The organism is Bordetella tumbae (assembly GCF_054780995.1).
On the sequence record NZ_BAAGVG010000026.1, the window covers coordinates 181,237 to 203,621 of the forward strand.

Sequence of the window (22,385 nt, forward strand, 5' to 3'; positions counted from 1 at the left end):
CGGCAGACTGAGCGATTTTGGTAAGCTTTCACGTTTACGCGTATCCCCACGCTCGACTTATATTTCATGCGTACCGCCCGTCGTTATCTGGCCCGCGAAATTTTTCGCTCTTGTGCAGTGGTCCTGTTGGCCCTGCTAGGGCTTTTCACATTCTTCGCGTTGGTCGATGACCTGGACAACGTCGGTGACAAATTCAGCATGCTGGCCCTGTTGTATATGCAGGCGCTCGCCTTGCCCACCCGGCTCTATGACCTGTTGCCCATTGGCTTGTTGATCGGCGCCATTCTGGCCCTGGCCGGCCTCGCCCAGCGTAACGAACTGGTCATCCTGCGCGTATCGGGAGTCAGCGGCATGCGGCTGCTGGGCATGCTGTGGATCATCACGGTGCCCCTGGTCATCGGCGCCACACTGCTATCCGAATTCGTCACCCCGGCCGCCGAAATCAAAAGCGGCGAAGCCAGCCTGATGTTCCGCGGCAAGGCCAGCGGCGCCCGCATGGACAGTGGGTATTGGTTCAAGGAGCCTACGCGTGACGGAGGAACCCGGATCATCAACATTGCCACCCTCCTGGCCAATGGCGATGTCGAGGGAGTGACGTTGTATGAATTCAAACCTGGACAAGAGTTGACGACGATGTCCAAGGCGGCGACAGGATCCTTTACCAACGACAAGCTGGTGTTGCACGACGTCGTCGAAACCCGTCTGGATGACTCGGCGGCCGAGGCGCTGGCCAATGCCAAGCAGCCCACGACGATGCCGGCGCAGGTCGCCAAAGTCCCGCAACGCGAACTGGATACAACGCTGAGTGCTGACCGCCTGTTGGCGCGAGTCTTGACGCCCGAGCGCATGTCGTTGGGCACGCTACTGGACTACATCGACTATCTGAATCAAAACCAGCTCGATGCCAGCCGCCAGGTTGTCGCGCTCTGGCGTAAGGTGGCCTATCCCTTTACGCTGTTTGTCATGATCACGATCGCGGCGCCGATCGGTTTTATGCAGACGCGCCGCGGCGGCGTGGGTGCCAAGGTATTCGTGGGGATTTTATTGGGAGTCGGCTTCTTCATGCTGAATCAGTTGGCGCTGAATGTCGGCATGCTGAGTCGTTGGCCGCCCTGGTTGACCGCATTGGGTCCCAATGTCGGGGCCGTACTCGTGGCACTGGGCGCACTCAGTTTGATGGAATATCGGCACGCGACGACACGCCTTATACAAACGCGTTGGCCTTGGAGAAAAAATCCCGTATGACAGGCGGCAGCATTTGGATGATTGGCGACGTACAGGGTTGCTGCGCGCCGCTTGAGCAGTTGCTATCCCATCCGGATATCAGTAGTGAACCGGATGCGCGTTTTTGGTTCGCAGGTGACTTGATCAATCGCGGACCGCAGTCGCTCGCCAGCCTGCGGCGCATCATCGCGATGGGTGATCGCGCGATATCCGTGCTGGGCAACCATGATCTGCATTTACTGGCGGCGGCAGCGGGGGTTCGCAAGCCCTCCAAATCAGACACGATTGACGAGATTCTGGACGCGCCGGATGCGGATGAGCTCATCGACTGGCTGCGTTTTCGTCCATTGGCGCATTTTGAGCATGAGCATTTACTGGTGCATGCCGGTGTCTTGGCAAAATGGGATGTGGCCAAGACATTGGCGCTCGCCGGCGAAGTGGAAGCCATGTTGCGCGGGCCGAATTGGCAAAAGGCGCTGCAGAAGATGTACGGCAACGAGCCGACGCAATGGAAGGATGGCCATACAGGGGGGAAACGCCTGCGGGTCATCATCAATGCGTTGACGCGGATGCGGTTGTGCACGCCGCGCGGGCATATGGAGTTCAATACCAAAGTCGCGCCAGGAGCCTGGCCTGCGGGGTTGGTGCCGTGGTTTGACGTCAAGGGGCGGCAGACTCGAGATGTGACGGTGGTGTTCGGGCATTGGTCTACGCTGGGGTTGCTGGTGAGACCGGATGTGATTTGCCTGGATACGGGGTGCGTCTGGGGGGGGGAGTTGACGGCTATGCGGTTGCAGGATCGGAAGCTTGTGCAGATCAAGTGTTCGCAGTTTCGGGATCCGTTGGTGGAGAAATAGCCTCGGGAACGACTGCGTTCGCACGTATGACCCAGGCGTCTGCTTCTTGCTGGAAGGAGGATGAGTTCTTCTGGCGTCGAGCAGGGGCAATCACGGTGTGGGGGCTTCGCGTGGTCGGTCGGCCGCCTGCGCGGCCGACACCGCTTTGTCAACCTCGTCGCTGCGCTCCTTCGGTTTCCCTCGCTCGACCACGAGGCGCCCCCACACCGTGATTGCCCCTGCTCGACTCGCGATGGCTCAAGCCTCCCACATCGCTGGGACGGGTGTCTTGCTTAGGCTTCGTGGGGCGGGCTTTGGCAAGGAAGAATATCTTGCAGGGTTGTTATTTTTGGCCGCCTACGGGCGCGGCCAAAAATAACGTTTGGTCTGGAGAGGGCAAGCTTTTTTGGAGTGGGATGGATACTGGCGTTTCGGCTATCGCCGAGACGGAGCAACTCGCTACAGCACCGATCCAATTACGCAATGCCGAGGCGACGGCGTCAAATCGCCGGTTGTTCATAGCTACCCGCTCTCGCGCTGCTGTTATAAGCGGTCGGCGATGGCGGAGCGGGCTTGTTTGGAGATTTCCAAGCGGGTGACTGGAGTGCCGTCGGGGCTTTGCGTGGCCAGCGGGGCGACGAATTCGACTTCGACTGAGAGGCCTGTGGCGCCCAGAACGCGCCAGAGGTTGGTGGCGAGGGTTTCTTCGCCGACGAAGGCGGCCAAAGGGCTGCGCTGGCCGTGTTGCAGGAAGCGCAGGACGACGGGCTGGATCGGGATACAGGCTACGCGGGCAGGCTCGAAGAGGCTGGCATGGAAGGGACGGACGGTGTCGCCTTCACTGGTAGTGCCTTCGGGGAATAGGCCGACGGCCTCGCCTTGTTTAAATCGGGCCTGGACGGCTTCGCCGACGGCGTGGACGGCATGGCGTTGGCCCCGTTCGATGAACAGGGTGCCGGCGCCTGCAGCGAGCCAGCCTATGACTGGCCAGCTGCGGATTTCGCTTTTGGCCACAAAGGCTGTGGCGCGAACGGAATTGACGACGAAGATGTCGATCCACGATACGTGATTGGCTACCCACAGGACCGCATCGGTCAGCAAGGGTTGACCGCTGACGACGACACGGATGCCGCAAAATGACATCAGCCAGCGTGACCAGAAGCGATTTAGCCGCGCACGTGCAGACAGTCCCAGAAAGGGATAGACAAGGCCTACGCAGAGCAAGCCAAAAATGATCCACAGCACCACGAGGATCAAACGCAGAACGATGCGTGGAAACTTGAGTAAAGACAAGTTCAGGACTCCCAGGCCATCGTCCTGCCCTCCCATGGGGTGGACGGTCGGCCGGCCAGCATCATACCTGTGATTGCTTGCTGGCATCTCATTACAGCTGGGACGACACCTCGCTGTACGAGCGAATAGTGGTCAAGGCAAGGCATCTAGATAGCGTTGCAGGATGACCGAGGCGGCCATCGCGTCGTCGGGCTCGTTCGTACCCAACAATTGCTGGGCCTCCATGCTGGAGCCGCGCTCATCGACGAGCTCGACCGTCAAGCCGAACCGGCCGTGGAGTTGATTGGCAAAACGGCGGCAGCGGGCAGTGGCGGGCTGTTCCCCGCCATCGGAGGCCAGTGCCAGCCCGACAATCACGCGTTGGGGCTGCCACTCCTGCAGCAATTGGGCAATGCGCCCAAACCGGGTATCGCGAATTTCGGAGAAAATGATCTCGAGCGGCCGCGCTTGCCGGGTCAAGGTGTTCCCGATGGCGATGCCGATTTTCTTTTCCCCGAAATCGAAGGCCAGCAGGGTTTCCTCAGGCATGCCCCGCACCGCCGGACAGCATGACGGGATCGACGCCCAGCAGCTTCAGCGCCGCAGGGTAGCGGTCTTCGGGCGGCACGTCGAAGATGACCTTGGCGTCAGCGCTTACGCTCAGCCAGGCGTTCTGGGCCATTTCGCTTTCGAGTTGGCCGGCACCCCACCCTGCATAACCAAGCGTAACCAGGATACGCGCAGGCCCGTTACCATCGGCAACAGCTTGCAGCACATCCCGGGATGTCGTCAGGGCCATGTCGCCCAATTTGATGCTCGAACTGTAGTCTCCGGCAGGGGCATGCAGGACGAATCCGCGATCGGTCTGCACCGGCCCGCCAAAGAAGACGGGTGTATCGTTGACGGGCTGAATCTCGAGTTTCAGATCAATACGCTCGAACAAACCGGACAAAGTCAGGTCCGTCGGACGATTGATCACCAACCCCAACGCCCCGCGCTGGGTATGCTCGCAAATATAAATGACCGATCCCGCCAGATTGCCCTCGACCATCTGCGGCATGGCGATCAGGAACTGGTTGGAAAAATCGGTGGCCGGCGCCTGGGACGTATCATCGTCCGCGTCATCAGCATGCGTATCGTAGTGCTCGTCGGTCATAACACCCCCTTGTTGGGGCTGGACGGGGACAGCCAGGCTGCCCGCACGTTCAGATTTCCATCAATTCAAAGTCTTCTTTCCGGGCGCCGCACTCGGGACAGACCCAGTTCGGCGGGACGTCTTCCCAGCGGGTGCCCGGAGCAATGCCTTCTTCTGGCAAGCCAGACTCTTCATCGTATACCCAGCCACAAATTAAACACATCCAAGTACGCATAGTTCTCTTTTCTCTGTTACATCAATTGCGGCCGACCCGCCCGCGACGGGCAAAGCGTAAGCCGCATCCATTAGAATGGGGCAATCTTACCGAAACCCAATAGGGGTTGCCCGATTTGCCGTCGTGCGATCGGACAAAATCCCGTCTTTCACGCAGCATTTGACCTCTGTGACTCCCCCTCTCATCCTGATTTTCGGGCCGGTTGATCCCTCTGGCGCCGACGGACTCCCCGCTGACGCCGTGACCAGCGCCCGCCTGGGCTGCCACGGATTGGCCGCGGCGACGGCTCTTACCGTGCAGGATACTGCCGGAATCGAAGACATCCAGCCCATTTCCCCTGAATTGCTCGACGACCAGGCCCGCTGCCTGCTCGAAGACATGCCGGTACACGCGATTAAAGTCGGTGGACTTTACAGTGCCGAGACGGCTAGCGTGGTGGCCCAGGTCGCCGCAGACTATAGCCAGGTGCCGCTGGTGCTGCATCTAGGCCAACGCGGCCTGCTGTCCCAGGACGTGGCAGCCGAAGACGACGCTCAAGATCTGCTGGCCGCCACGCTGGAACTGGTGCTGCCCCAGACCGACCTGGTCGTGGTCGAACACCTGCGCCTGGCGCAATGGCATGCGGATGGCGAAATCAATATCGGCGATGCCCCCAGCCCGATGCATGCGCTGGTCGCGGGCGGTGCGCAGTGGGCCCTGGTACTGGGCGCTCCAGTGCGTCCCGGACATAACGCCAACGTCTTGCTGGGTCCCGAAGGGCAAACCGTCACCTTGCCCTGGCAGGCTCCCCCTGAGCGCAATGCCGACACCGGCGGCGTCGCCGCGACGGCGGCGGCTGCCATGCTGGCACAGGGGCTGGACATGCCCAAAGCGGTGGAACAAGCCTTGCACCACGCCGATCAGACCCTGGCAACCGCCTTTTTGGCGGGAATGGGTCGACGGATTCCAAATCGGATAGGCACCCCATGAGCACATTACGCTTTCCGTCGGGACTCTACGGTGTTACCCCTGAATGGGACGACACGGATCGCTTGCTGGACGCCGTGCGTGCCGCAGCCGCGGGTGGCATGCGTGCCCTGCAACTGCGGCGCAAAAACGCCACCGTTGAGCAACGTTCGGCCCAGGCTCGCGCACTGGCGCCGCTATGCCGCGAGCTCGGCGTCGTATTTTTGATCAACGACCACTGGCGTCTGGCGCTGGAAGTCGGCGCCGATGGCGCCCATCTGGGCCGTGACGACGGTGATCTGGCGCAGGCGCGTGCGGATGCCGGACCGAATCTGATCCTGGGCGCGTCCTGCTACAACGAATTGGATCGGGCGCGTCAGTTGCTCGATGCAGGCGCAGACTACATCGCGTTTGGGGCGGTGTTTTCCTCGCCCACCAAACCGCAAGCGGTGCAAGCGCCCTTGAGCCTGCTCGCACAGGCTCGCGAATTGGCGATACGTCATGCCGCTGATCGGGGTGCGGCCGCACAACCGGTGAACGCAACGACTGCGTCCTCGACAGCAACCATGGCACGCGCTGCGGTGGTCGCTATCGGCGGCATCACCCCTGCCCTGGCACCGCAGGTCGCTCAGGCAGGAGCAGACAGTATCGCGGTGATCACGGGGCTGTTCGAGGCCCCTGACATCAAGGCCGCAGCCCAAGCCTGCGCTGCGCCGTTTCCTTCATCTTGCCGCGACGCGGACGCGTCGCTTTTTTCATAAGAACATCATGTCCACCAACGCCGAACTTTTTGATCGTGCTTGCCGCAGCATCCCTGGCGGCGTCAACTCACCTGTACGCGCCTTCCGCTCGGTGGGCGGCACGCCGCGCTTTATCAAGCGCGCCCAAGGGCCTTATGTGTGGGACGAGGAAGACACTCGTTACATCGACTACGTCGGTTCCTGGGGCCCGGCCATCCTGGGCCACGCCCATCCCGACGTCGTCGAGGCCGTGCGCGAAGCTGCGCTAGGGGGCTTGTCGTTCGGCGCACCAACCCAAGCCGAGATCGAACTGGCGGAAACCTTGATCGAACGCCTGCCCTCTCTGGACAAAGTTCGCCTGGTGAGCTCGGGCACAGAGGCTACGATGACGGCTATCCGCCTGGCGCGCGGCGCCACCGGCCGTGCCAAGATCGTCAAATTCGAGGGCTGTTATCACGGCCATTCCGACAGCCTGCTGGTCAAAGCCGGCTCGGGCTTGTTGACGTTGGGCAATCCCAGCTCTGCTGGCGTGCCGCCTGAGTTCGTCTCGCACACGCTGACCCTGGAATACAACAACCTCACCGCCGTCGACGCCGCGTTTGCGCAACACGGCGCCGACATTGCCTGCGTCATCGTGGAACCTGTCGCCGGCAACATGAACCTCATCAAGCCCGCCGATGGCTTCCTGCAGGGCCTGCGGGATCTGTGCACGCGACATGGCGCCGTCCTGATTTTCGACGAAGTCATGACAGGTTTTCGTGTGGGCCCCCAAGGCGTCCAAGGTCTGACCGGCATCAAACCCGATCTGACGACCTTGGCGAAAGTCATCGGTGGCGGTATGCCCGTCGGCGCATTGGGCGGCCGCGCCGACCTGATGGAACATCTGGCTCCGCTGGGAGCCGTCTACCAGGCAGGCACACTGTCGGGCAACCCCGTCGCGGTCGCCGCCGGCCTGGCCACCTTGCGCCTGATTGGCGAGCCGGGCTTCTATGATCGCCTGGCAACCCAGACGACGCGCCTGGTCGACGGTCTGCGCCAGCGCGCCCAAGCCGCCAATATCGCGTTCTCCGCCGACGCTGTCGGTGGCATGTTCGGCCTGTATTTCCGAGAGACCGTCCCTGCCTCATTCACCGAGGTTTCGGCCAGCAACGGCGAGGCGTTCAAGCATTTCTTCCACGCCATGCTGGATCGCGGCGTACATTTTGCGCCGTCGGCCTTTGAGGCCGGTTTCGTCTCGGCCACGCATGATGACGCAGTCATCGATGGGACGCTGGACGCAGCCGAGGCAGTTTTTGCGGGAATGCGGGCCTAAAGACCTGACCGCCTGAGGAAACATCGCAACATCATCAGGCCGTCTACTGACTGTAGACGGCCTGATGCCATCGTACTCAGGTCAAGGCCGCAGCCGGAGCCACAGCAGCCCCCTGTATGCCATGACGTTTCAGCGCATCCTCAACAAATCCACTGCGCTTCATCTCTTCGACAAAGCTGGCCAGCACTTTCGCAGCGGCCTCTACTCGCCCGCGCGGCAGCCCCATCGCCTGACGAATCGTCATAAAGCTTCCTTCCAGCAGACGCAATCCGCCATAGTGGCGCGCATCCGACTCAAGTTGTTGCTTGACCCCCGCGGCCACCTCGGTCCCATCAGCCAAAAAGGTTGCCACAACCGTCGGAGACGTCGCCGCCCGCGTGATAGATGCGTGTTTTAACTCGCGAGACAAGAACAGATCGTAGGCACTGCCTTGGCCTACCGTCACGCGATGTCCCGCGCGATCGACCTCGTCCATGTGCTGCAACGGCGAGTCATCGCGGACCAGATAGGCCCCCTCAATCAGCACATAGGCATCGGTAAAACATATCCCTGCCGCACGTTTGGGATCGATGGCGAAAAAACCGATATCGGCTCGCTCTTGCGTCACCGTGTCCACGGACTTGCCGGCGCCATCAAGCACGACCAGCTCCAGCTCCACACCGAGGCGCCGGGCAAAAGCACCCGCGAGGTCTACAGACACGCCTACTGGCTCACCTGCGGCATTTCGATTCGCGAGAATGGGATTACCGAGATTGATAGATGCCCGCAGACGGCCGGCAGGGGTGAAGGAAGAAACGACATTCGGATCAATAGTCATAGAGGAAGGGGCCAAGAGATAATTCAAACGGAAAATCGTTGTAATCGCGGCTGACAGCAAAGATCGATCGGCATGGGCTCTAGATCGTCGCCAAACCACGCGTTAATGGCTGCGCGGCGTTCGCCCACGTATTCGGGCAGCCCCTGGTCATTCAAGATCATTCCCACATCATGTCCCGGCACGAGCAACGTATTGGGCCGGCGGCGCCACAGCCTCCAGATCTGTGCCATGCTTGCTTGGCTCGCAGCGACGTCCCCTGTATCCACGACACGGCTGGATATCAACTCCGCGCGATTCTTTGCCGCATCTCCGGTAAACAGCACGGGTTGACGTTCGTCGTCCACATAAAACAGAAGGTGGCCCGGAGTATGCCCCGGCGCGTCAATGGCTGTAATACCGGGAATGAACGTTTCGTTGTGACGCAGACGCTTGACGCGGGCCAGCTGTGTCAGCTCTCGTACGTACAGCTCGGGCAAGGGATTGAAACCCGGTGGTTGTTTTGATGCCCAGTCGAGTTCCAGCTCCCCTATCCAAACGGTGGCATTGGGAAAAAGCACGAAATTCACGGCATGGTCGTAATGGGCGTGCGTCAGCACCACATCGGTGATCTCTGACGCCTCGACACCACAAGCATGCAATTGCTTGTTGAGCAGATGGCGAATACCGAAAGCCCCCACATCAACCAGGATCTTGCGATCCGCCGCGCGCAATAACGTGCTGGTGCTCCAACCCAGCCCACCGTGACAGACGGCGCGCCCCGGGTATCCCTGCACAAGAATATCGATCTGATACATCGCTTACTCCGCTTTCACATGAGCATCTTGAATCAGCTGCCGATAGCGCAGCAGATCCTCGCGTATCTGCTGCGCAAACGCTTCGGGCGTCCCGGCGATGATCTCGTTGCCTCCATCGGTCGCCAGCTTTCGAACCACATCAGGATGTTGTGCGGCGCGCACGGCGGCGTCGTGCAGCTTCGCAATGATTTGGGGATCCGTGCCGGCCGGCGCCAAGAGGCCTTGAAACTGTGTCACGACGAAATCCTTGTAGCCTAGCTCCTGCATCGTAGGAATGTCGGGAAGCCCTTCTGCCCGGCGAGGACCGGATACCGCGTACCCGCGCAGCTTTCCCGTACGCAGATAGGGCGTGGCGGTAACCACCGTATCAAAGGTGAAAGAAAGTTGGCCACCCAGGACATCCGTCAACGCCTGCGCATTGCCTTTGTACGGGATGTGCGAAAGCTCGGTCTTGGTCTGCATCGCCAACAATTCCCCGGCCAAATGCCCGCCGGCACCAATACCGGCGGAACCATAAGTGACCGCACCGGGCTTCTCCTTTGCAGCTGCAATGAGTTCATCAAGACTGTGAATCGATGACTGCTCAGGTACGACCAGCACATACTGATAGCTCGCGATCTGACTGATGGGAGCAAAATCCTTGACGGGATCGTACGGTGTTTTTTTGTAAAGCGAAGGATTGACGACGAGCGGACCACTCGCATCGAGCAGCAGCGTATAGCCGTCCGGCGCAGACTTGGCGACCATATCGGTGCCAATCATGCCATTGGCTCCCGGCTTGTTTTCCACAACGATCGTGCCGCCGAGTTCGTGAGACATCTGTGCGGCCAACACTCGCGCGGTGATATCGGCAGCCCCGCCAGCGACATAGGGCACAATCATCCGGATGGGTTTATCTGGGTAATCGGCCATGGCAGCACCGGGGGATCCCATCAGCCCCGCGACGAATATCACGCCCGAACATAGACTTTTTTTCCTCATCGCCTGTCTCCTCTATACGCCGCAACACTCAAGCGACCGGCTCGCCCGCATGCTTGCGCAATAACGCCAGTACCTCTGGCTCGAGGGCGATACCGTCCGCTCGTTGCGCTTTCAGCCTGGACAGCTCAATGTCGCCTGGTTGAATGACTGGCCGCTCGGCATCTGCAGCAGGGCTGTCATGCAAAATGGAGGCAAAATCATTCATTCTGTCGGTGAGCCACTGGGTCGAACCCAGCCTCTTGGTATCAATCAACAGAAAGAAATGCCCCAAATTCTGAGGTTCGTCTGGCGCATCGACCCATGACTTCACGTGTGTCAGATAAGCCGCGCCGGACAGCAATCCGGCAAAGAGATCCACCATCAACGCGAGTCCGTAACCTTTGTGTCCGCCGATAGGCAGGAGAAAACCATCGAGCGCCTGCTTAGGATCCGTCGTCGGCCGACCGGAGGCATCCGTTGCCCAGGTATCCGGAATCGAGGCACCCGCTTTCAGGGCATTGCGAATCTTCGCTCTGGCGACAACGCTCATGGCCATATCCAACAGGAAAGGGTTTCCTCCAGGATTGGGAACGGCAAAGCCAATCGGACTATTGCCCACGCGAGCATCCGTTCCTCCCCAAGGGGCTATGGTCGTGGTCGCGTTGCTGCCTATGATGCTGGCAAACCCGGCCTCTGCCGCGATCAGGCCATAAGGCGAAATCGGCCCGAAATGATTACTCTGCCGCGCAAACGCGATACCAACGCCACACTGCTCTGCCGCCTGCATGGCAGCCCGTAACGCATGCATTCCTACCAGAGGACCAACGGCGTTATCCCCCGCCACCAATCGCAGCCCGGGTGCGGGGCTCGTCACTTGAATATTCGGACGGGCATTGATCCCGCGCACCTGCAGGCGCTCACCATAGGACTCGATGCGCGACAAGCCATGAGTGGAGAGTCCAAACAAATCTGCCAGCACGAGAATCCGAACCACATCCACCGCATCTTGATGGGGCAATCCCAGCCCTTCAAAGGCTCGGATGCCGAGTTCCGTTAACTGCGCTTCTGGTACAACGATCTTTTCTCGTGCTTGAGTCATGCTGAATGTTCCTGGATGGGTATGCTGTCTTGATTTATTCAATAGAGAGATGCGCGTCTTTCACGACCCGGCCCCATCGCTGCTCTTCCGCGTCGATAAAAGCCGCGAATTCGGCGGGGCCCGCGCCGGAGGGCTCGCTTGCGTCGTGAGCCAAGCGGTTTCGGACAGCATCAGTGTTAAGCGCATACAAAGCCGCCTGGTGCAGTCGTTTGATAACCGGGTCTGGGGTTCCTGCCGGCGCCAAGAGGCCAAACCACTGCGAACTTTCGAAGCCTGGATACCCCTGTTCGGCAACAGTTGGCACATCAGGCAATACGGAAAGCCGAGCCGCTGATCCCACTGCCACGATCCGGATCTTGCCGGACTGGGCGTGCGGCAACAGCCCTGGCGTTCCCGCTGCGGCAGCGTCGATGTTGCCTGCCAATAAATCGTTGACCTGTGCGCCAGTGCCTCGATAAGGCACATGCACCACGTCGATCTTTGCCGCAGTTTTCAACATCTCGAATGCGAGATGTCCGGCACTGCCGTTACCTGCGGACCCGTAATTGATCTCGCCAGGTTTAGACCGCGCCAACTGAACGAACTCGGGCAAAGTCTTTGCCGGTACATTGCCCCCCACGGCGAAGACCATAGGCAGCTTGGCCAACAAGACGATCGGGGCGAAATCGCGGCGCGGGTCGTAGTTCAATTTCGGCATCATGGTAGGGTTGACCGCCAACGTCCCCACATGCCCCAGAATCAAGGTATATCCGTCCGGATTGGCTCGGGCGACCTCCGTCGTGGCAATCGTTCCCTGACCGCCGCCCTTGTTTTCCACGATGACCTGCTGCCCCAGGTCGCGCGACATTTCCGCGGCAACCGCCCGCGCGACCACGTCCGAACTACCCCCGGGCCCATAAGGAACGAGCAATCGAATAGGCCGCTCGGGCCACTCGCCGGCGTTTGCTGCCGCCGCCGCACAGATCAGCGTAGAAATCCAGGCAAGCCGCGCCCATCGGCGCAGAGGGTTTCTGCGTAAAAGCATCATTAGTTTGTCTCCTCGCTCGCAGACCGTTCTCTGCGATGGGAGCTATCGTGCCTAGGCCTCAGAATAGAGTAAAGTGCAAAAATTCGATCTATTCTTGTTCAAAACGCATGAAATTCGATCTTGCCGATTTGCGCGCTTTCTTGGCCGTGGCCGACTTAGGCAGCTTTCGAGCAGCGTCCGAGGCCTTGCATCTCTCACAATCGGCGCTATCGCGTCGCGCGGACAAACTGGAAGACGCGCTCGGCGTCCAACTGTTTACGAGAACCACAAGAAAAGTCGAGCTGACCACGATAGGACGCGGTTTCGTTCCCAGAGCCAGGAACGTTCTGAACGAACTGGAGAATGCGCTGGTCGGTATCCAGGACGTGGCCGAACGGCTGTCAGGAATGGTGACCATTGCCTGCGTACCATCGGCTGTCGGATACTTTCTCCCCGACGTGATTCGTGAATATCATGCGCGCTATCCGCGCATCAGAATCCGCATCATCGACGAATCCTCGTCTCAGGTATTAACGGCGGTCGCTCGTGGCGATGCGGATTTCGGCTTGACTTATATCGGTACCAACGATGCAGAGATCGAGTTCAAGCCATTGCTTGAGGAACCCTTTGTCGCAGCCGTCAGCCGCGCACATCCTTTGGCCAAGCGGCGATCCATCAATTGGGCAGACCTGGCGCATCACGCCTATATCACGCTGGCACAAGGCAGCGGCAACCGCTTTCTGATTGACCAGGCTCTGGCGCGCAGTGAACAGCGGCCTCGCCATTTCTGTGAAGTACAACACGTACCGGCGCTGGTCAGCATGGTCGAAGCAGGCCTGGGAATCGGCGTCGTCCCACGCCTGGCCATGCCATCCAAAGGCCATGACACCTTGGTCAGCATCACACTGCGTAACCCCACGATCACACGAACCATAGGGCTGATACATCCCCGCGGCAAGGACCTCAACCCCGTCGCGCGACTGCTATACGACCTGCTCGCAGAAAAGGTGGAGTCCCGGCGTTAGCCGGGAATTACCGCCGTCACCTCGATCTCTACCTTGGCCCGCTCCTCGACCAGATCGGCGACCTCGACCGCGCTCATCGGCGGGAAATGCCGTCCGACGATCTCTCGATAGTGCTTGCCGATATCTGGATAGGACGCCACATACTCGCGCTTGTTCTTCACATACCACGTCATGCGCACGATGTGCTCTGGCTTGCCCCCGCCTTCGGCCAATATCGCCATCACGTTCAGCAGTGCCTGCCGCACTTGTCCGGCAAAGTCGTCCGTCTCGAACTGCTGCTGACCATTCCAGCCCACCTGTCCCCCGACAAACACCAGCCGGTCCCCGACCGCGACTTGCGTCATCACTCCGTTCGAATAGCCACGCGGTGGCATCCAATCAGGCGGTTGCAAAATCTTCATGGGATCATCCTTTTATTAAAAACTTCGAACGCCGCACCTATGGCTGACGGCTTTCATCGAAAGCACGATGCCTTACTGCGACGGGTCTGCGATTAAAAACTCCTGCATACGCAGGCGTAAATCATCGGGAATCGCGGTAGACCGCATACGATCCAGATCCACCGTGACGATGGTGAGTGTTGCCTTCAGCCGCACACCGCCATCTGGCCCAAAGAACGTCACCTCAGCGCTGAACGACGCACCGCCGATACGACGCACAATCAGCTCCTGGCGCAAGGTCTCGTGCCAACGGCTCGGCGCAGAAAAATCACATTGCACCGATGCCAGCGGCGTCCCGATGCGGCGGCCTACATGCAACGTGTGAAACGGCAAGCCCATCCCTCTATCGAACCATTCCTCGACGAAATCATTGATCATCTCGAAATAGCGCGGGTAAAACACGATACCGGCAGGATCGCAATGCCGAAAACGTACGTTGACTTCGCTGATAAAGGGTTGTCCTGACATCGCTGTTGATCCTAGGGTAAAACCTGCTCCATATTCAGGTATCAGGCCCTTTGCCTTAACGCAAAGCGCTGCAATTTTCCGGTCTCGGTACGCGGCAGAGCCTCCACGAACTCAATCGCACGCGGGTACTTATAGGGAGCCACAGTCGCTTTTACAAAAGCCTGCAAGGCCTTCACCAGCCCGGCACTCGCTTCATAGCCCGGCTTGAGCACCACAAACGCCTTCACGATCTGGCCGCGCTCGTCATCGGGCACCCCTACGACGCCGCACTCGGCCACGGCTTCATGATGCAAAAGCGCGTCCTCCACCTCGGGGCCGGCAATGTTGTATCCCGCGGAGACGATCATGTCGTCATTGCGGGCCTGATAAAAGAAATAGCCGTCATCGTCTTGTACAAAGGTATCGCCCGGCAGATTCCATCCCTGCTGCACAAAACGTCCCTGACGATCGTCTGCCAGGTAGCGGCATCCCGTCGGCCCTTTGATCGCCAGACGTCCCGCGGTGCCGTTGGGCACAGGCTGCATGTCTTCATCCACCACGCAAGCCACATAGCCTGGCACGACCTTGCCGATCGCTCCGGGGCGGACCTCATCGGGCGGGCTGGAGACGAACACGTGGATCATCTCGGTGCCGCCTATCCCGTCGATCATCTCGATTCCGGTAGCGTTTCGCCATAGCTCACGTGTGGCATCGGGCAAGGCCTCGCCTGCGGACACACTTTTCTTTAACGAGCTGATGTCGTATTTGCCGACCAATCCAGCCATCTGACGGTAAAAAGTCGGAGCAGTAAAAACGATCGTGGCGCGAAAGTCCTGAATCATGGCCATCAACGCATCGGGATTGAGTTTTTCCGCCAACGCCACACTGGCGCCCACGCGCAGCGGAAAACACAGCAGGCCGCCCAAACCGAACGTGAACGCCAAGGGCGGCGTACCGCAGAAGATATCGTCGGGCCCGGGCTTGATGACATGGCGAGGAAACAGATCGCACATGGCCAATACATCGCGATGAAAATGCATGCATCCTTTAGGCATGCCTGTCGTGCCGCTGGTGAACGCAATCAGGCATACATCATCGGCAGCCGTATCGCAGACGGAGAAATCATCGGCTTTAGCCTGCGCCAACACATCCAGCGAATCTGGCGCACTATCGTTAAACAGCACGACCTGACGGAGCGGCTCGCAGTAATGTTCATGATCCGGCTGCAGGCAATGCTCGGCCTCCTCACGCAATTGCGCATCGCACAGCATGGCCGTCACCTGCGCTTTCTCGATGATCTGTTTCAGCTCCTTGGAGCGCAGCAATGGCATCGTCGGCACGGTGACCAGGCCGGCCTTGATGGCGGCCAGCCATGAGGCTGCCATCATCGGATTATTCGGGCCACGCAACAGCAAACGATTGCCCGGGACCAACTGCATGTCCTCGGTCAATACATGGGCAATCCGATTGCTCAGCGTCCGCAACTCGGCATACGTCATAGTCCTGAGCTGATCGCCCTGACGCCAACGCAACGCAATACGTTCACCATGCCCCGCCATCACCGTGGCGTCGACGAGTTCCGCGGCGCAATTCATGCGCTCGGGATAGTTCACATCAGGGCCATCGAGCAGAAACTCGGGCCACTCCTCTGGCGGCGGCAGATGATCTCTTGCGAATGTGTCCAGATGAGCGGAGCGTTCCATGGTGTTCCCCTTGCGATGCGATGATGGGCTGCCGTTGCTAGTTGGCTAGTCTTTAAGCAGCTCTCTGGCGATGATCAGTTTTTGGACTTCCGTCGCACCCTCGTAAATGCGCAGGGCGCGGATCTCCCGATACAACTTCTCGACAGGCATGCCCGATACCACTCCGGCGCCGCCGAACATTTGCAATGCGCGATCGATGACCGCCTGCGCCGACTCTGTCGCGGCCATCTTGGCCATGGCAGCCTCCCGTGTCGTACGCACGCCTTTGACGTCGCGCAGCCAGGCAGCGCGATACGTCAACAGCGCGGCAGAATCAATTGCCGTCGCCATGTCGCCCAGGGCTGCCTGCGTCAACTGCAAGTCCGCCAGGGCCTGGCCGAACATGCGGCGCTCGCGTGCGCGCGACAGGCCCTCATCCAACGCCCGGCGCGCAAAACCCAATGCCGCAGCCGCCACCGATGCGCGGAAAATATCCAGCGTCATCATGGCGAGCTTGAATCCCTGTCCCGGTTCGCCCAACCGTTGCGCAACAGGAATACGGCAATTATCGAACGTCAGTGTCGCCAACGGATGCGGTGCAATGACATCAATGCGTTCGGAAACACTGAATCCCGGCGTGTCGGCATCCACCACAAACGCGGAGATGCCTCGCGCGCCCGGCGCCTCGCCCGTCCGGGCAAAGACGCAGTAAAAGTCCGCGATGCCGCCGTTGGAAATCCAGGTCTTGGCACCATCGAGCACATAATGGTCACCGTCGAGGCGCGCCGAGCAAGACAGTGCCGCCACGTCGGAGCCAGCGTCCGGCTCCGACAGCGCGAACGCGGCAATTGCCTGCCCGCTGGCCACTTTGGGCAAATAACGCTGACGCAGCGCATCTGATCCCATCAGCGCAATCGCCCCGCTGCCCAATCCCTGCATCGCCGCCGCAAAATCCGCCAATCCTTCGTGCCGTGCAAGCGTCTCGCGCAAAATGCACACCATGCGCGAATCGACCTGAGGCAGCGCGCCTCCCCACGTATTGTCAGGACCCGCAGGTACGCAATAACGCAACCAGCCCGCCTGACCCAGTGCGGCGACTAATCGGCGGCATGCTTCGTCCGTATCGTGATGGTCGATATCGGCCAAGGCATCGATGCACCACGCCTCCAGCTCGGCAGCCATCTCACGATGACGATCTTCGAAAAAAGGCCAATCCAGCCACGACGTGTCCGCCATCTCAATCCCCTTTGAAGACCGGTTTCTGCTTGGCCACGAACGCCTCATAGGCCCGATGGAAATCACGTGTCTGCATGCAGATGGCTTGCGCTTCGGCTTCCGCCTCGATCGCCTCGTCCACACCCATATTCCATTCCTGATGCAGCAGTTTTTTCGTCATGCCATGAGCAAACGTCGGGCCGGCGGCCAATTGCGCGGCCAGCGTCTGAGCCGCTGCCAACAGCTGCCCACTGTCGTGCAGGCTATTGAAGAACCCCCACTGCGAGCCCTCTTCTGCGTTCATGGAGCGTCCGGTATAGAGCAGCTCGGATGCGCGCCCCTGGCCGATCATCCGGGGCAGCAACGTGCAAGCACCCATGTCTGCCCCAGCCAGCCCTACCCGCGTGAACAGAAAAGCCGTCTTCGCCGCCGGGGTACCCAGACGCATGTCCGATGCCAAGGCAATCATTGCCCCCGCACCTGCACATACACCGTCCACAGCCGCCACAATCGGCTGCGGGCAGGCCCGCATCGCCTTGACCAGATCGCCCGTCATCCGGGTGAAATCCAGCAGCTCGGGCATACTCATTTTGGTCAACGGTCCGATGATCTCGTGCACGTCGCCACCCGAGCAGAAATTACCGCCGGACCCCGTCACCACGACCACTTTGACATCCGTGGCATAGGACAGGCTGCGAAACAGATCCCGCAGCTCGGCATACGAATCGAACGTCAACGGGTTCTTGCGCTCGGGGCGATTCAAGGTGATCGTCGCAACCTTGCCATCCGCTGACACCTCCCACAGGAAAGTCCGCGCCGCATAGTTTGCATACGGACGGCGATGATGTTTCATGGTGTGCTCTGTGGATGCTTCGGTCATGATGTCTCCTGCTGATCCGCGACGTGTCTCTGGGATGGAAATAAGTTCAAAGTTTCAGCCTGGCATGACCTCGCCGCCATCGACGGCAATGGCCTGGCCATTGATGGATGACGATGACGGCAGGGCCAGCCAGGCAACCGTCTCTGCAACCTCTGCGGGTTGCACCAGACGGCCCTGGGGGTTGCGGGCAGCCAACTCATCACGCGCAGCCTCAGCCGTGCGGCCCGTCTTGCTGACAATATTGCTCACGGCATCGCGCACGATGTCGGTCTCGGTGAAACCCGGGCAAACCGCGTTGACGGTGATGCCCTTGCGCGCCAATTCCAGCGCTAATGCGCGAGTCAGGCCCACCACACCATGCTTGGCTGCACAATAAGCACTGACGTAGGGATAACCGATCAAACCTGCCGTGCTGGCGACATTGATAATTCGTCCCCATCCGGCGGCCAACATGCCCGGCAGCGCGGCCTGCGTGCAGTGGTAGGTGCCGGTCAAGTTCACCGCCAACATGGACTGCCATGTTGCCGCGTCGGTGCGATCGAATCGCTGACTGACCGCCTGGCCTGCGTTATTGACCAGAATATCCACGGCGCCACTATGCTGTGCCGCCTGCTCAAAGGCCGCTCGTACCGAGGCTTCGTCGGCAATATCAGCAACCACGGCATGGACCTGGCCATGCTTGCTCAACGCGGCCACGGCAGCATCCAGTGCGGCCCGGTCGCGCCCCAGCAAGGTCAGCGCTGCCCCACGTTGCTGCAAGGCCTGCGCGCAGGCCAGGCCTATACCGCGGGCGCCGCCCGTCACCAGAGCGTGACGGCCATCCAATACGCCGATAGACGCGTTCATTTGACATCCAATTGCGCCAACAGTGCGGCGCGTTCAAAGTTGGTTTCGAGTTGGCGCTTGCCTGCCGCATATTGTTTCGGCCACGCCGTATCACGGTAACCGACGCGTGCAGCCTCCCGCAATGTCCATGCGGCATCGGCCAGATGCGGGCGAGCCAGCGCGCACAGATCCGCACGGCCGGAGGCGATGATGCCGTTGACATGATCGGCCTCGAAAATCGCACCGACTGCGATCGTGGGAATTCCGGCCTCATTACGCACCCGATCCGCAAAAGGCGTCTGATACATGCGGCCGTATACGGGGTGCTGATCTGGGCTGACCTGGCCTGACGAACAATCGATCATGTCCGCCCCTGCCGCTTTGAAATATCGTGCGATCGCGACCGCATCGTCCGCAGTGATCCCGCCCTCAACCCAGTCGTGAGCGGAAATACGCACGGATATCGGCAGATCCTGAGGCCAGGCTTCACGCACCGCGCGGAATACCTCCAGCGGATAGCGCAGGCGATTTTCCAGGCTGCCGCCATATTCGTCATCCCGCTGGTTGGTCAAAGGCGAGATGAAGCTGGACAGCAAATACCCGTGTGCGCAGTGCAATTCCAGCCAATCGAACCCGGCCTGCGCGGCACGGCGTGCCGATGCCACGAAATCATCGCGCACGCGGTCCATGTCCTCGCGCGTCATCGCACGCGGCGTTTGGGAAACGCCCGGCAAATAAGGCAATGCAGAAGCCGACAACAGCGGCCAGTTGCCGTCTGGAAGCGGATGATCCATCTGCTGCCAGCCCAACTGCGTAGAGCCTTTGCGGCCCGCATGGCCCAACTGCATCCCGATGCGCGCATCGCTGTTAGCGTGCACAAAATCCACGATACGGCCGAACGCCTGGGCCTGCTCGTCGTTCCATAGCCCTGGACATCCCGGGGTAATACGCGCATCCGGCGAAGGACATGTCATCTCGACCATGACCAGGCCTGCACCGCCCATCGCGCGGGCCCCCAGATGCACCAGGTGGAACTCGCCGGGAACACCGTCCACGCAGGAATACATCGCCATGGGAGAGACGACAATGCGGTTCTTCAGGGTGGTGCCGCGCACGCGATACGGTGTCAGCATCGGCAAAGGCGCAGCGGTGGCAGAGGCGTTATCCGATGCAGCGCCGACCTGCGGAGCCGCTGTCGCAGCACCAGAGGCTCGCGTTGCGTTTTTCAGGCCTGCGGCCTCAGTGGCATCGCCCACCTGCGCTGCCGCACGCTGGGCCAGACGGCTTTCATAGCCATTTAACCAGGCAGGATCACGCAAGCGCAGATTTTCGTGCGAGATCCGTTGCGAACGCGTCAACAGTGAATAGGCAAACTGCTCGGGGTCCAGGTCCGCATAACGCTGCACGTTTTCAAACCATTCGGTGGAGTTACGGGCAGCGTTTTGAATCTTTAGCACCTCGACGCTGCGCACATCCTCGTAATGCTGCAGGCCCTGCTCCAGTCCGCCCTCCGCGCCTCCCAGACAGCGCGCCAACTCAATGGCGTCCTCGAGCGCCAGCTTGGTCCCTGAGCCGATCGAGAAATGTGCGGTATGCGCGGCATCCCCCATCAACACCACGGGTACGCGACGCTCGCCGCGCGGCGTATCGAGCGTGTTCCACTGCACCCAGGTATTGCAGATCACGCGAGGGAAACGGATCCAGATCGCTGCGCCGCGCAGGTGCGCTGCGTTGCTGATCAATTTATGCCCATCCAGCCAAGGCGCAAACAGCTTTTCACAAAAGGCGATGCCTTCCTCTTGGCTCATCTCTCCTATCCCTGCGGCCTGCCAGGTTTCCTCGGGCGTCTCGACGATGAACGTCGACAGTCCATCCTCGAATCGATAGGCATGCGCTTGGAACCAGCCGTGCTCGGTCTGCACGAAGGCAAAGGTAAATGCATCAAAGACCTTGGTGGTTCCCAACCACACGAACCGGCAACGGCGCGTGTCGATATCCGGCTTGAACGTTTCCGCGTAGCGGGTACGCACGACGCTGTTCAGACCATCGGAGGCGATCACCAGATCGGCATCGTATTGCTGCGCCACGGCCTGGTCGTCCTGTACGAATGTCTCAAACACCAGCTTTACGCCGACGTCTTCGCAGCGCTGTTGCAGGATATTCAACAATTTCTTGCGGCCGATGCCTATGAATCCGTGCCCGCTGGTCCGGATGCTCTGTCCCTGGAAATTGATCTCAATGTCGTCCCAATGATTGAACGCATCGCCAATCGTCTGCGCCGACACAGGATCGGCCTGCCGGAGGTTGTCCATCGTGGCGTCAGAGAACACCACGCCCCAGCCAAACGTGTCATACGGCCGGTTACGTTCGATCACTGTCACTTCGTTGGCAGGGTTCTGCAATTTCATGAGCAACCCGAAATACAGACCCGCGGGGCCGCCTCCTAGGCAGACAATCTTCATGACACATGACTCCGTGAAAACGGCTCTTTACCAGGGGGTTACTGCTGTTTCCTGGCGATCAAATAGTTTAGGTTTCAACTATATAGCTGGGGAGGGATTCGTGCAAGGGGGTTTTGTGTGCGGGGTTTCGTTGGTGAGGGAGGGATTAGTGCTATTGGACGTCGATGCGGGGCAGTGGCCGCGTGGGGGCTTCACGTGGCCGGTCCGGCGCCCTGCGCGCCGGACACCGTGTTCGCTGACCTCGTCCGCGCCTTCGCGCTCCCTACGGTGTCCGCTCCACTCGGCCACGAGGCGCCCCCACGCGGCCACTGCCCCGCATCGACTCGCAGTAACTCAAGCTCATCACATCGCTGGCACGGCTTTCGTGCTTGGCGTTTTTCTGCATCAGTCTGGGGGAAGAGAAAGATCTTGCAGGGCTGCGATTTTCGGGTGCCCTGCACCCCCGAAAATCGCGTTCGGGATGGGCATGCACAGGCTGTGGCACCGTTGCGGGACAAAAGATCTCTCGAGTCTCATTGACGTAATGCCACGCATGGCACTCGTTATAGCGCGCTCATGGTGAGCGCAAATCACGTCCGCAGCGATGAACTCTGACCCAGAGCACAGACATGCTATGGATACGCCGCCAAAAAAAGTGCCCTACGCATCATCGCCGCAAGCATCAAACGCAGCCAAGCAGATCCTCCAACCAGGCACCACGCCACCCCTACCGCATGCCCGGACCGATCGCTTGAGGGGGACGCGCTGGGCGTCCTCCGAAAGCAGCACCGCAAGATCTTTCTCTTTACCAATGCGGCTGCAGAAAAACGCCAAGCAAGAAAGCCATGCCAGCGATGCAGAGAATTCTAATTGATGCCAGTCGAGCCGAGGCAATCGGCCCGGCCGGGCGCCTCAAAGTCGAGTGGAGCGGACGCTGAAGGGAGGCCCGTAGGGGCCGGACGAAGCGAGCGAACACGGTGTCCGGCGCCCGCGCGCCGGACCGACTTTGTGAAGCCCGGCCGGGCCGATTGCCTCGGCTCGACGACCAACAGAAC

General features: G+C 60.2%; 22 protein-coding genes. 6 read left to right on the forward strand and 16 right to left on the reverse strand.

Features of this window, described 5'->3' with window-relative positions; translation table 11 throughout:
* Positions 1-66 precede the first annotated feature (66 nt).
* Together lptG and ACYVI2_RS28550 are read left to right on the forward strand one after the other, a co-directional pair.
* Positions 67-1,245, forward strand: coding sequence for an LPS export ABC transporter permease LptG (lptG, locus tag ACYVI2_RS28545; protein ID WP_415819139.1), 1,179 nt, complete (start codon positions 67-69; stop codon positions 1,243-1,245).
* Entirely contained in the window at positions 1,242-2,081 is an 840-nt protein-coding gene (locus tag ACYVI2_RS28550; protein WP_415819138.1) for a symmetrical bis(5'-nucleosyl)-tetraphosphatase, read from the forward strand. The genes lptG and ACYVI2_RS28550 overlap by 4 nt, the downstream gene beginning before the upstream one ends.
* A 522-nt stretch (positions 2,082-2,603) precedes the next feature.
* On the opposite strand, the gene ACYVI2_RS28555 is transcribed toward ACYVI2_RS28550, so the two are convergent.
* From ACYVI2_RS28555 to ACYVI2_RS28570, 4 genes are all read right to left on the reverse strand, one after another.
* Positions 2,604-3,389 (reverse strand): lysophospholipid acyltransferase family protein, encoded by a 786-nt coding sequence (locus ACYVI2_RS28555; RefSeq protein ID WP_415822437.1) that lies wholly within the window; start codon positions 3,387-3,389, stop codon positions 2,604-2,606.
* A gap of 96 nt (positions 3,390-3,485) precedes the next feature.
* Positions 3,486-3,881, reverse strand: a complete 396-nt coding sequence (gene ruvX / locus ACYVI2_RS28560) for a Holliday junction resolvase RuvX (protein WP_415822418.1) — start codon at positions 3,879-3,881, stop codon at positions 3,486-3,488.
* The gene (locus ACYVI2_RS28565; RefSeq protein WP_415822419.1) at positions 3,874-4,488 is read right to left on the reverse strand and encodes a YqgE/AlgH family protein; all 615 of its coding nucleotides are present in this window, start codon (positions 4,486-4,488) and stop codon (positions 3,874-3,876) included. The genes ruvX and ACYVI2_RS28565 overlap by 8 nt, the downstream gene beginning before the upstream one ends.
* 49 nt (positions 4,489-4,537) lie before the next feature.
* A complete protein-coding gene (locus ACYVI2_RS28570) occupies positions 4,538-4,702 on the reverse strand; it encodes a rubredoxin (RefSeq protein ID WP_094819754.1) in 165 nt (54 codons plus the stop codon).
* Positions 4,703-4,861: 159 nt separating this feature from the next.
* Between ACYVI2_RS28570 and ACYVI2_RS28575 the strand changes: the two genes are divergently transcribed.
* Genes ACYVI2_RS28575 through hemL form a run of 3 tightly spaced genes read left to right on the forward strand, consistent with a single transcriptional unit; the run spans position 4,862 to position 7,699 of the window.
* Complete coding sequence (locus ACYVI2_RS28575) at positions 4,862-5,671, forward strand: bifunctional hydroxymethylpyrimidine kinase/phosphomethylpyrimidine kinase (protein WP_415822438.1); 810 nt, start codon at positions 4,862-4,864, stop codon at positions 5,669-5,671.
* On the forward strand, positions 5,668-6,408 hold the full coding sequence (thiE, locus tag ACYVI2_RS28580; protein ID WP_415822420.1) for a thiamine phosphate synthase: 741 nt from the start codon (positions 5,668-5,670) through the stop codon (positions 6,406-6,408). Before ACYVI2_RS28575 ends, thiE begins: the two co-directional genes overlap by 4 nt.
* A gap of 7 nt (positions 6,409-6,415) precedes the next feature.
* Positions 6,416-7,699: a glutamate-1-semialdehyde 2,1-aminomutase gene (gene hemL / locus ACYVI2_RS28585; RefSeq protein WP_415822421.1), complete on the forward strand. Its 1,284-nt coding sequence runs from the start codon at positions 6,416-6,418 to the stop codon at positions 7,697-7,699.
* A gap of 76 nt (positions 7,700-7,775) precedes the next feature.
* Here hemL and ACYVI2_RS28590 read toward each other — a convergent pair whose 3' ends face one another.
* The 5 genes from ACYVI2_RS28590 to ACYVI2_RS28610 are packed head-to-tail and all read right to left on the reverse strand — an operon-like array spanning position 7,776 to position 12,396.
* Complete coding sequence (locus ACYVI2_RS28590; protein WP_415822422.1) at positions 7,776-8,516, reverse strand: ABC transporter substrate-binding protein; 741 nt, start codon at positions 8,514-8,516, stop codon at positions 7,776-7,778.
* A 23-nt stretch (positions 8,517-8,539) separates the two neighbouring features.
* Complete coding sequence (locus tag ACYVI2_RS28595; RefSeq protein ID WP_415822423.1) at positions 8,540-9,310, reverse strand: MBL fold metallo-hydrolase; 771 nt, start codon at positions 9,308-9,310, stop codon at positions 8,540-8,542.
* A 3-nt stretch (positions 9,311-9,313) separates the two neighbouring features.
* Positions 9,314-10,291 carry a Bug family tripartite tricarboxylate transporter substrate binding protein gene (locus ACYVI2_RS28600; RefSeq protein WP_415822424.1) on the reverse strand — a complete coding sequence of 326 codons (978 nt, stop codon included), beginning with the start codon at positions 10,289-10,291 and terminating at the stop codon, positions 9,314-9,316.
* A gap of 28 nt (positions 10,292-10,319) precedes the next feature.
* On the reverse strand, positions 10,320-11,369 hold the full coding sequence (locus ACYVI2_RS28605) for an Ldh family oxidoreductase (protein ID WP_415822425.1): 1,050 nt from the start codon (positions 11,367-11,369) through the stop codon (positions 10,320-10,322).
* Positions 11,370-11,403: 34 nt separating this feature from the next.
* Entirely contained in the window at positions 11,404-12,396 is a 993-nt protein-coding gene (locus tag ACYVI2_RS28610; protein ID WP_415822426.1) for a Bug family tripartite tricarboxylate transporter substrate binding protein, read from the reverse strand.
* A gap of 107 nt (positions 12,397-12,503) precedes the next feature.
* On the opposite strand from ACYVI2_RS28610, the gene ACYVI2_RS28615 reads away from it, so the two are divergent.
* Positions 12,504-13,400, forward strand: coding sequence for a LysR family transcriptional regulator (locus ACYVI2_RS28615; RefSeq protein WP_415822427.1), 897 nt, complete (start codon positions 12,504-12,506; stop codon positions 13,398-13,400).
* Here ACYVI2_RS28615 and ACYVI2_RS28620 read toward each other — a convergent pair.
* The 7 genes from ACYVI2_RS28620 to ACYVI2_RS28650 all read right to left on the reverse strand — a co-directional run bounded on the left by ACYVI2_RS28620 (position 13,397) and on the right by ACYVI2_RS28650 (position 21,351).
* Complete coding sequence (locus ACYVI2_RS28620) at positions 13,397-13,801, reverse strand: RidA family protein (protein ID WP_415822428.1); 405 nt, start codon at positions 13,799-13,801, stop codon at positions 13,397-13,399. The two genes, ACYVI2_RS28615 and ACYVI2_RS28620, sit on opposite strands and share 4 nt — an antisense overlap.
* A gap of 72 nt (positions 13,802-13,873) precedes the next feature.
* On the reverse strand, positions 13,874-14,308 hold the full coding sequence (locus ACYVI2_RS28625; protein ID WP_415822429.1) for an acyl-CoA thioesterase: 435 nt from the start codon (positions 14,306-14,308) through the stop codon (positions 13,874-13,876).
* A 41-nt stretch (positions 14,309-14,349) separates the two neighbouring features.
* A complete protein-coding gene (locus ACYVI2_RS28630; protein ID WP_415822430.1) occupies positions 14,350-15,990 on the reverse strand; it encodes an AMP-binding protein in 1,641 nt (546 codons plus the stop codon).
* Positions 15,991-16,035: 45 nt separating this feature from the next.
* The gene (locus ACYVI2_RS28635) at positions 16,036-17,205 is read right to left on the reverse strand and encodes an acyl-CoA dehydrogenase family protein (protein WP_415822431.1); all 1,170 of its coding nucleotides are present in this window, start codon (positions 17,203-17,205) and stop codon (positions 16,036-16,038) included.
* A gap of 1 nt (position 17,206) precedes the next feature.
* Positions 17,207-18,064: an enoyl-CoA hydratase family protein gene (locus ACYVI2_RS28640; RefSeq protein WP_415822433.1), complete on the reverse strand. Its 858-nt coding sequence runs from the start codon at positions 18,062-18,064 to the stop codon at positions 17,207-17,209.
* 54 nt (positions 18,065-18,118) lie between these two features.
* Positions 18,119-18,910 carry an SDR family NAD(P)-dependent oxidoreductase gene (locus tag ACYVI2_RS28645; RefSeq protein WP_415822434.1) on the reverse strand — a complete coding sequence of 264 codons (792 nt, stop codon included), beginning with the start codon at positions 18,908-18,910 and terminating at the stop codon, positions 18,119-18,121.
* Entirely contained in the window at positions 18,907-21,351 is a 2,445-nt protein-coding gene (locus ACYVI2_RS28650) for a bifunctional salicylyl-CoA 5-hydroxylase/oxidoreductase (RefSeq protein WP_415822436.1), read from the reverse strand. The genes ACYVI2_RS28645 and ACYVI2_RS28650 overlap by 4 nt, the downstream gene beginning before the upstream one ends.
* Positions 21,352-22,385 lie beyond the last annotated feature (1,034 nt).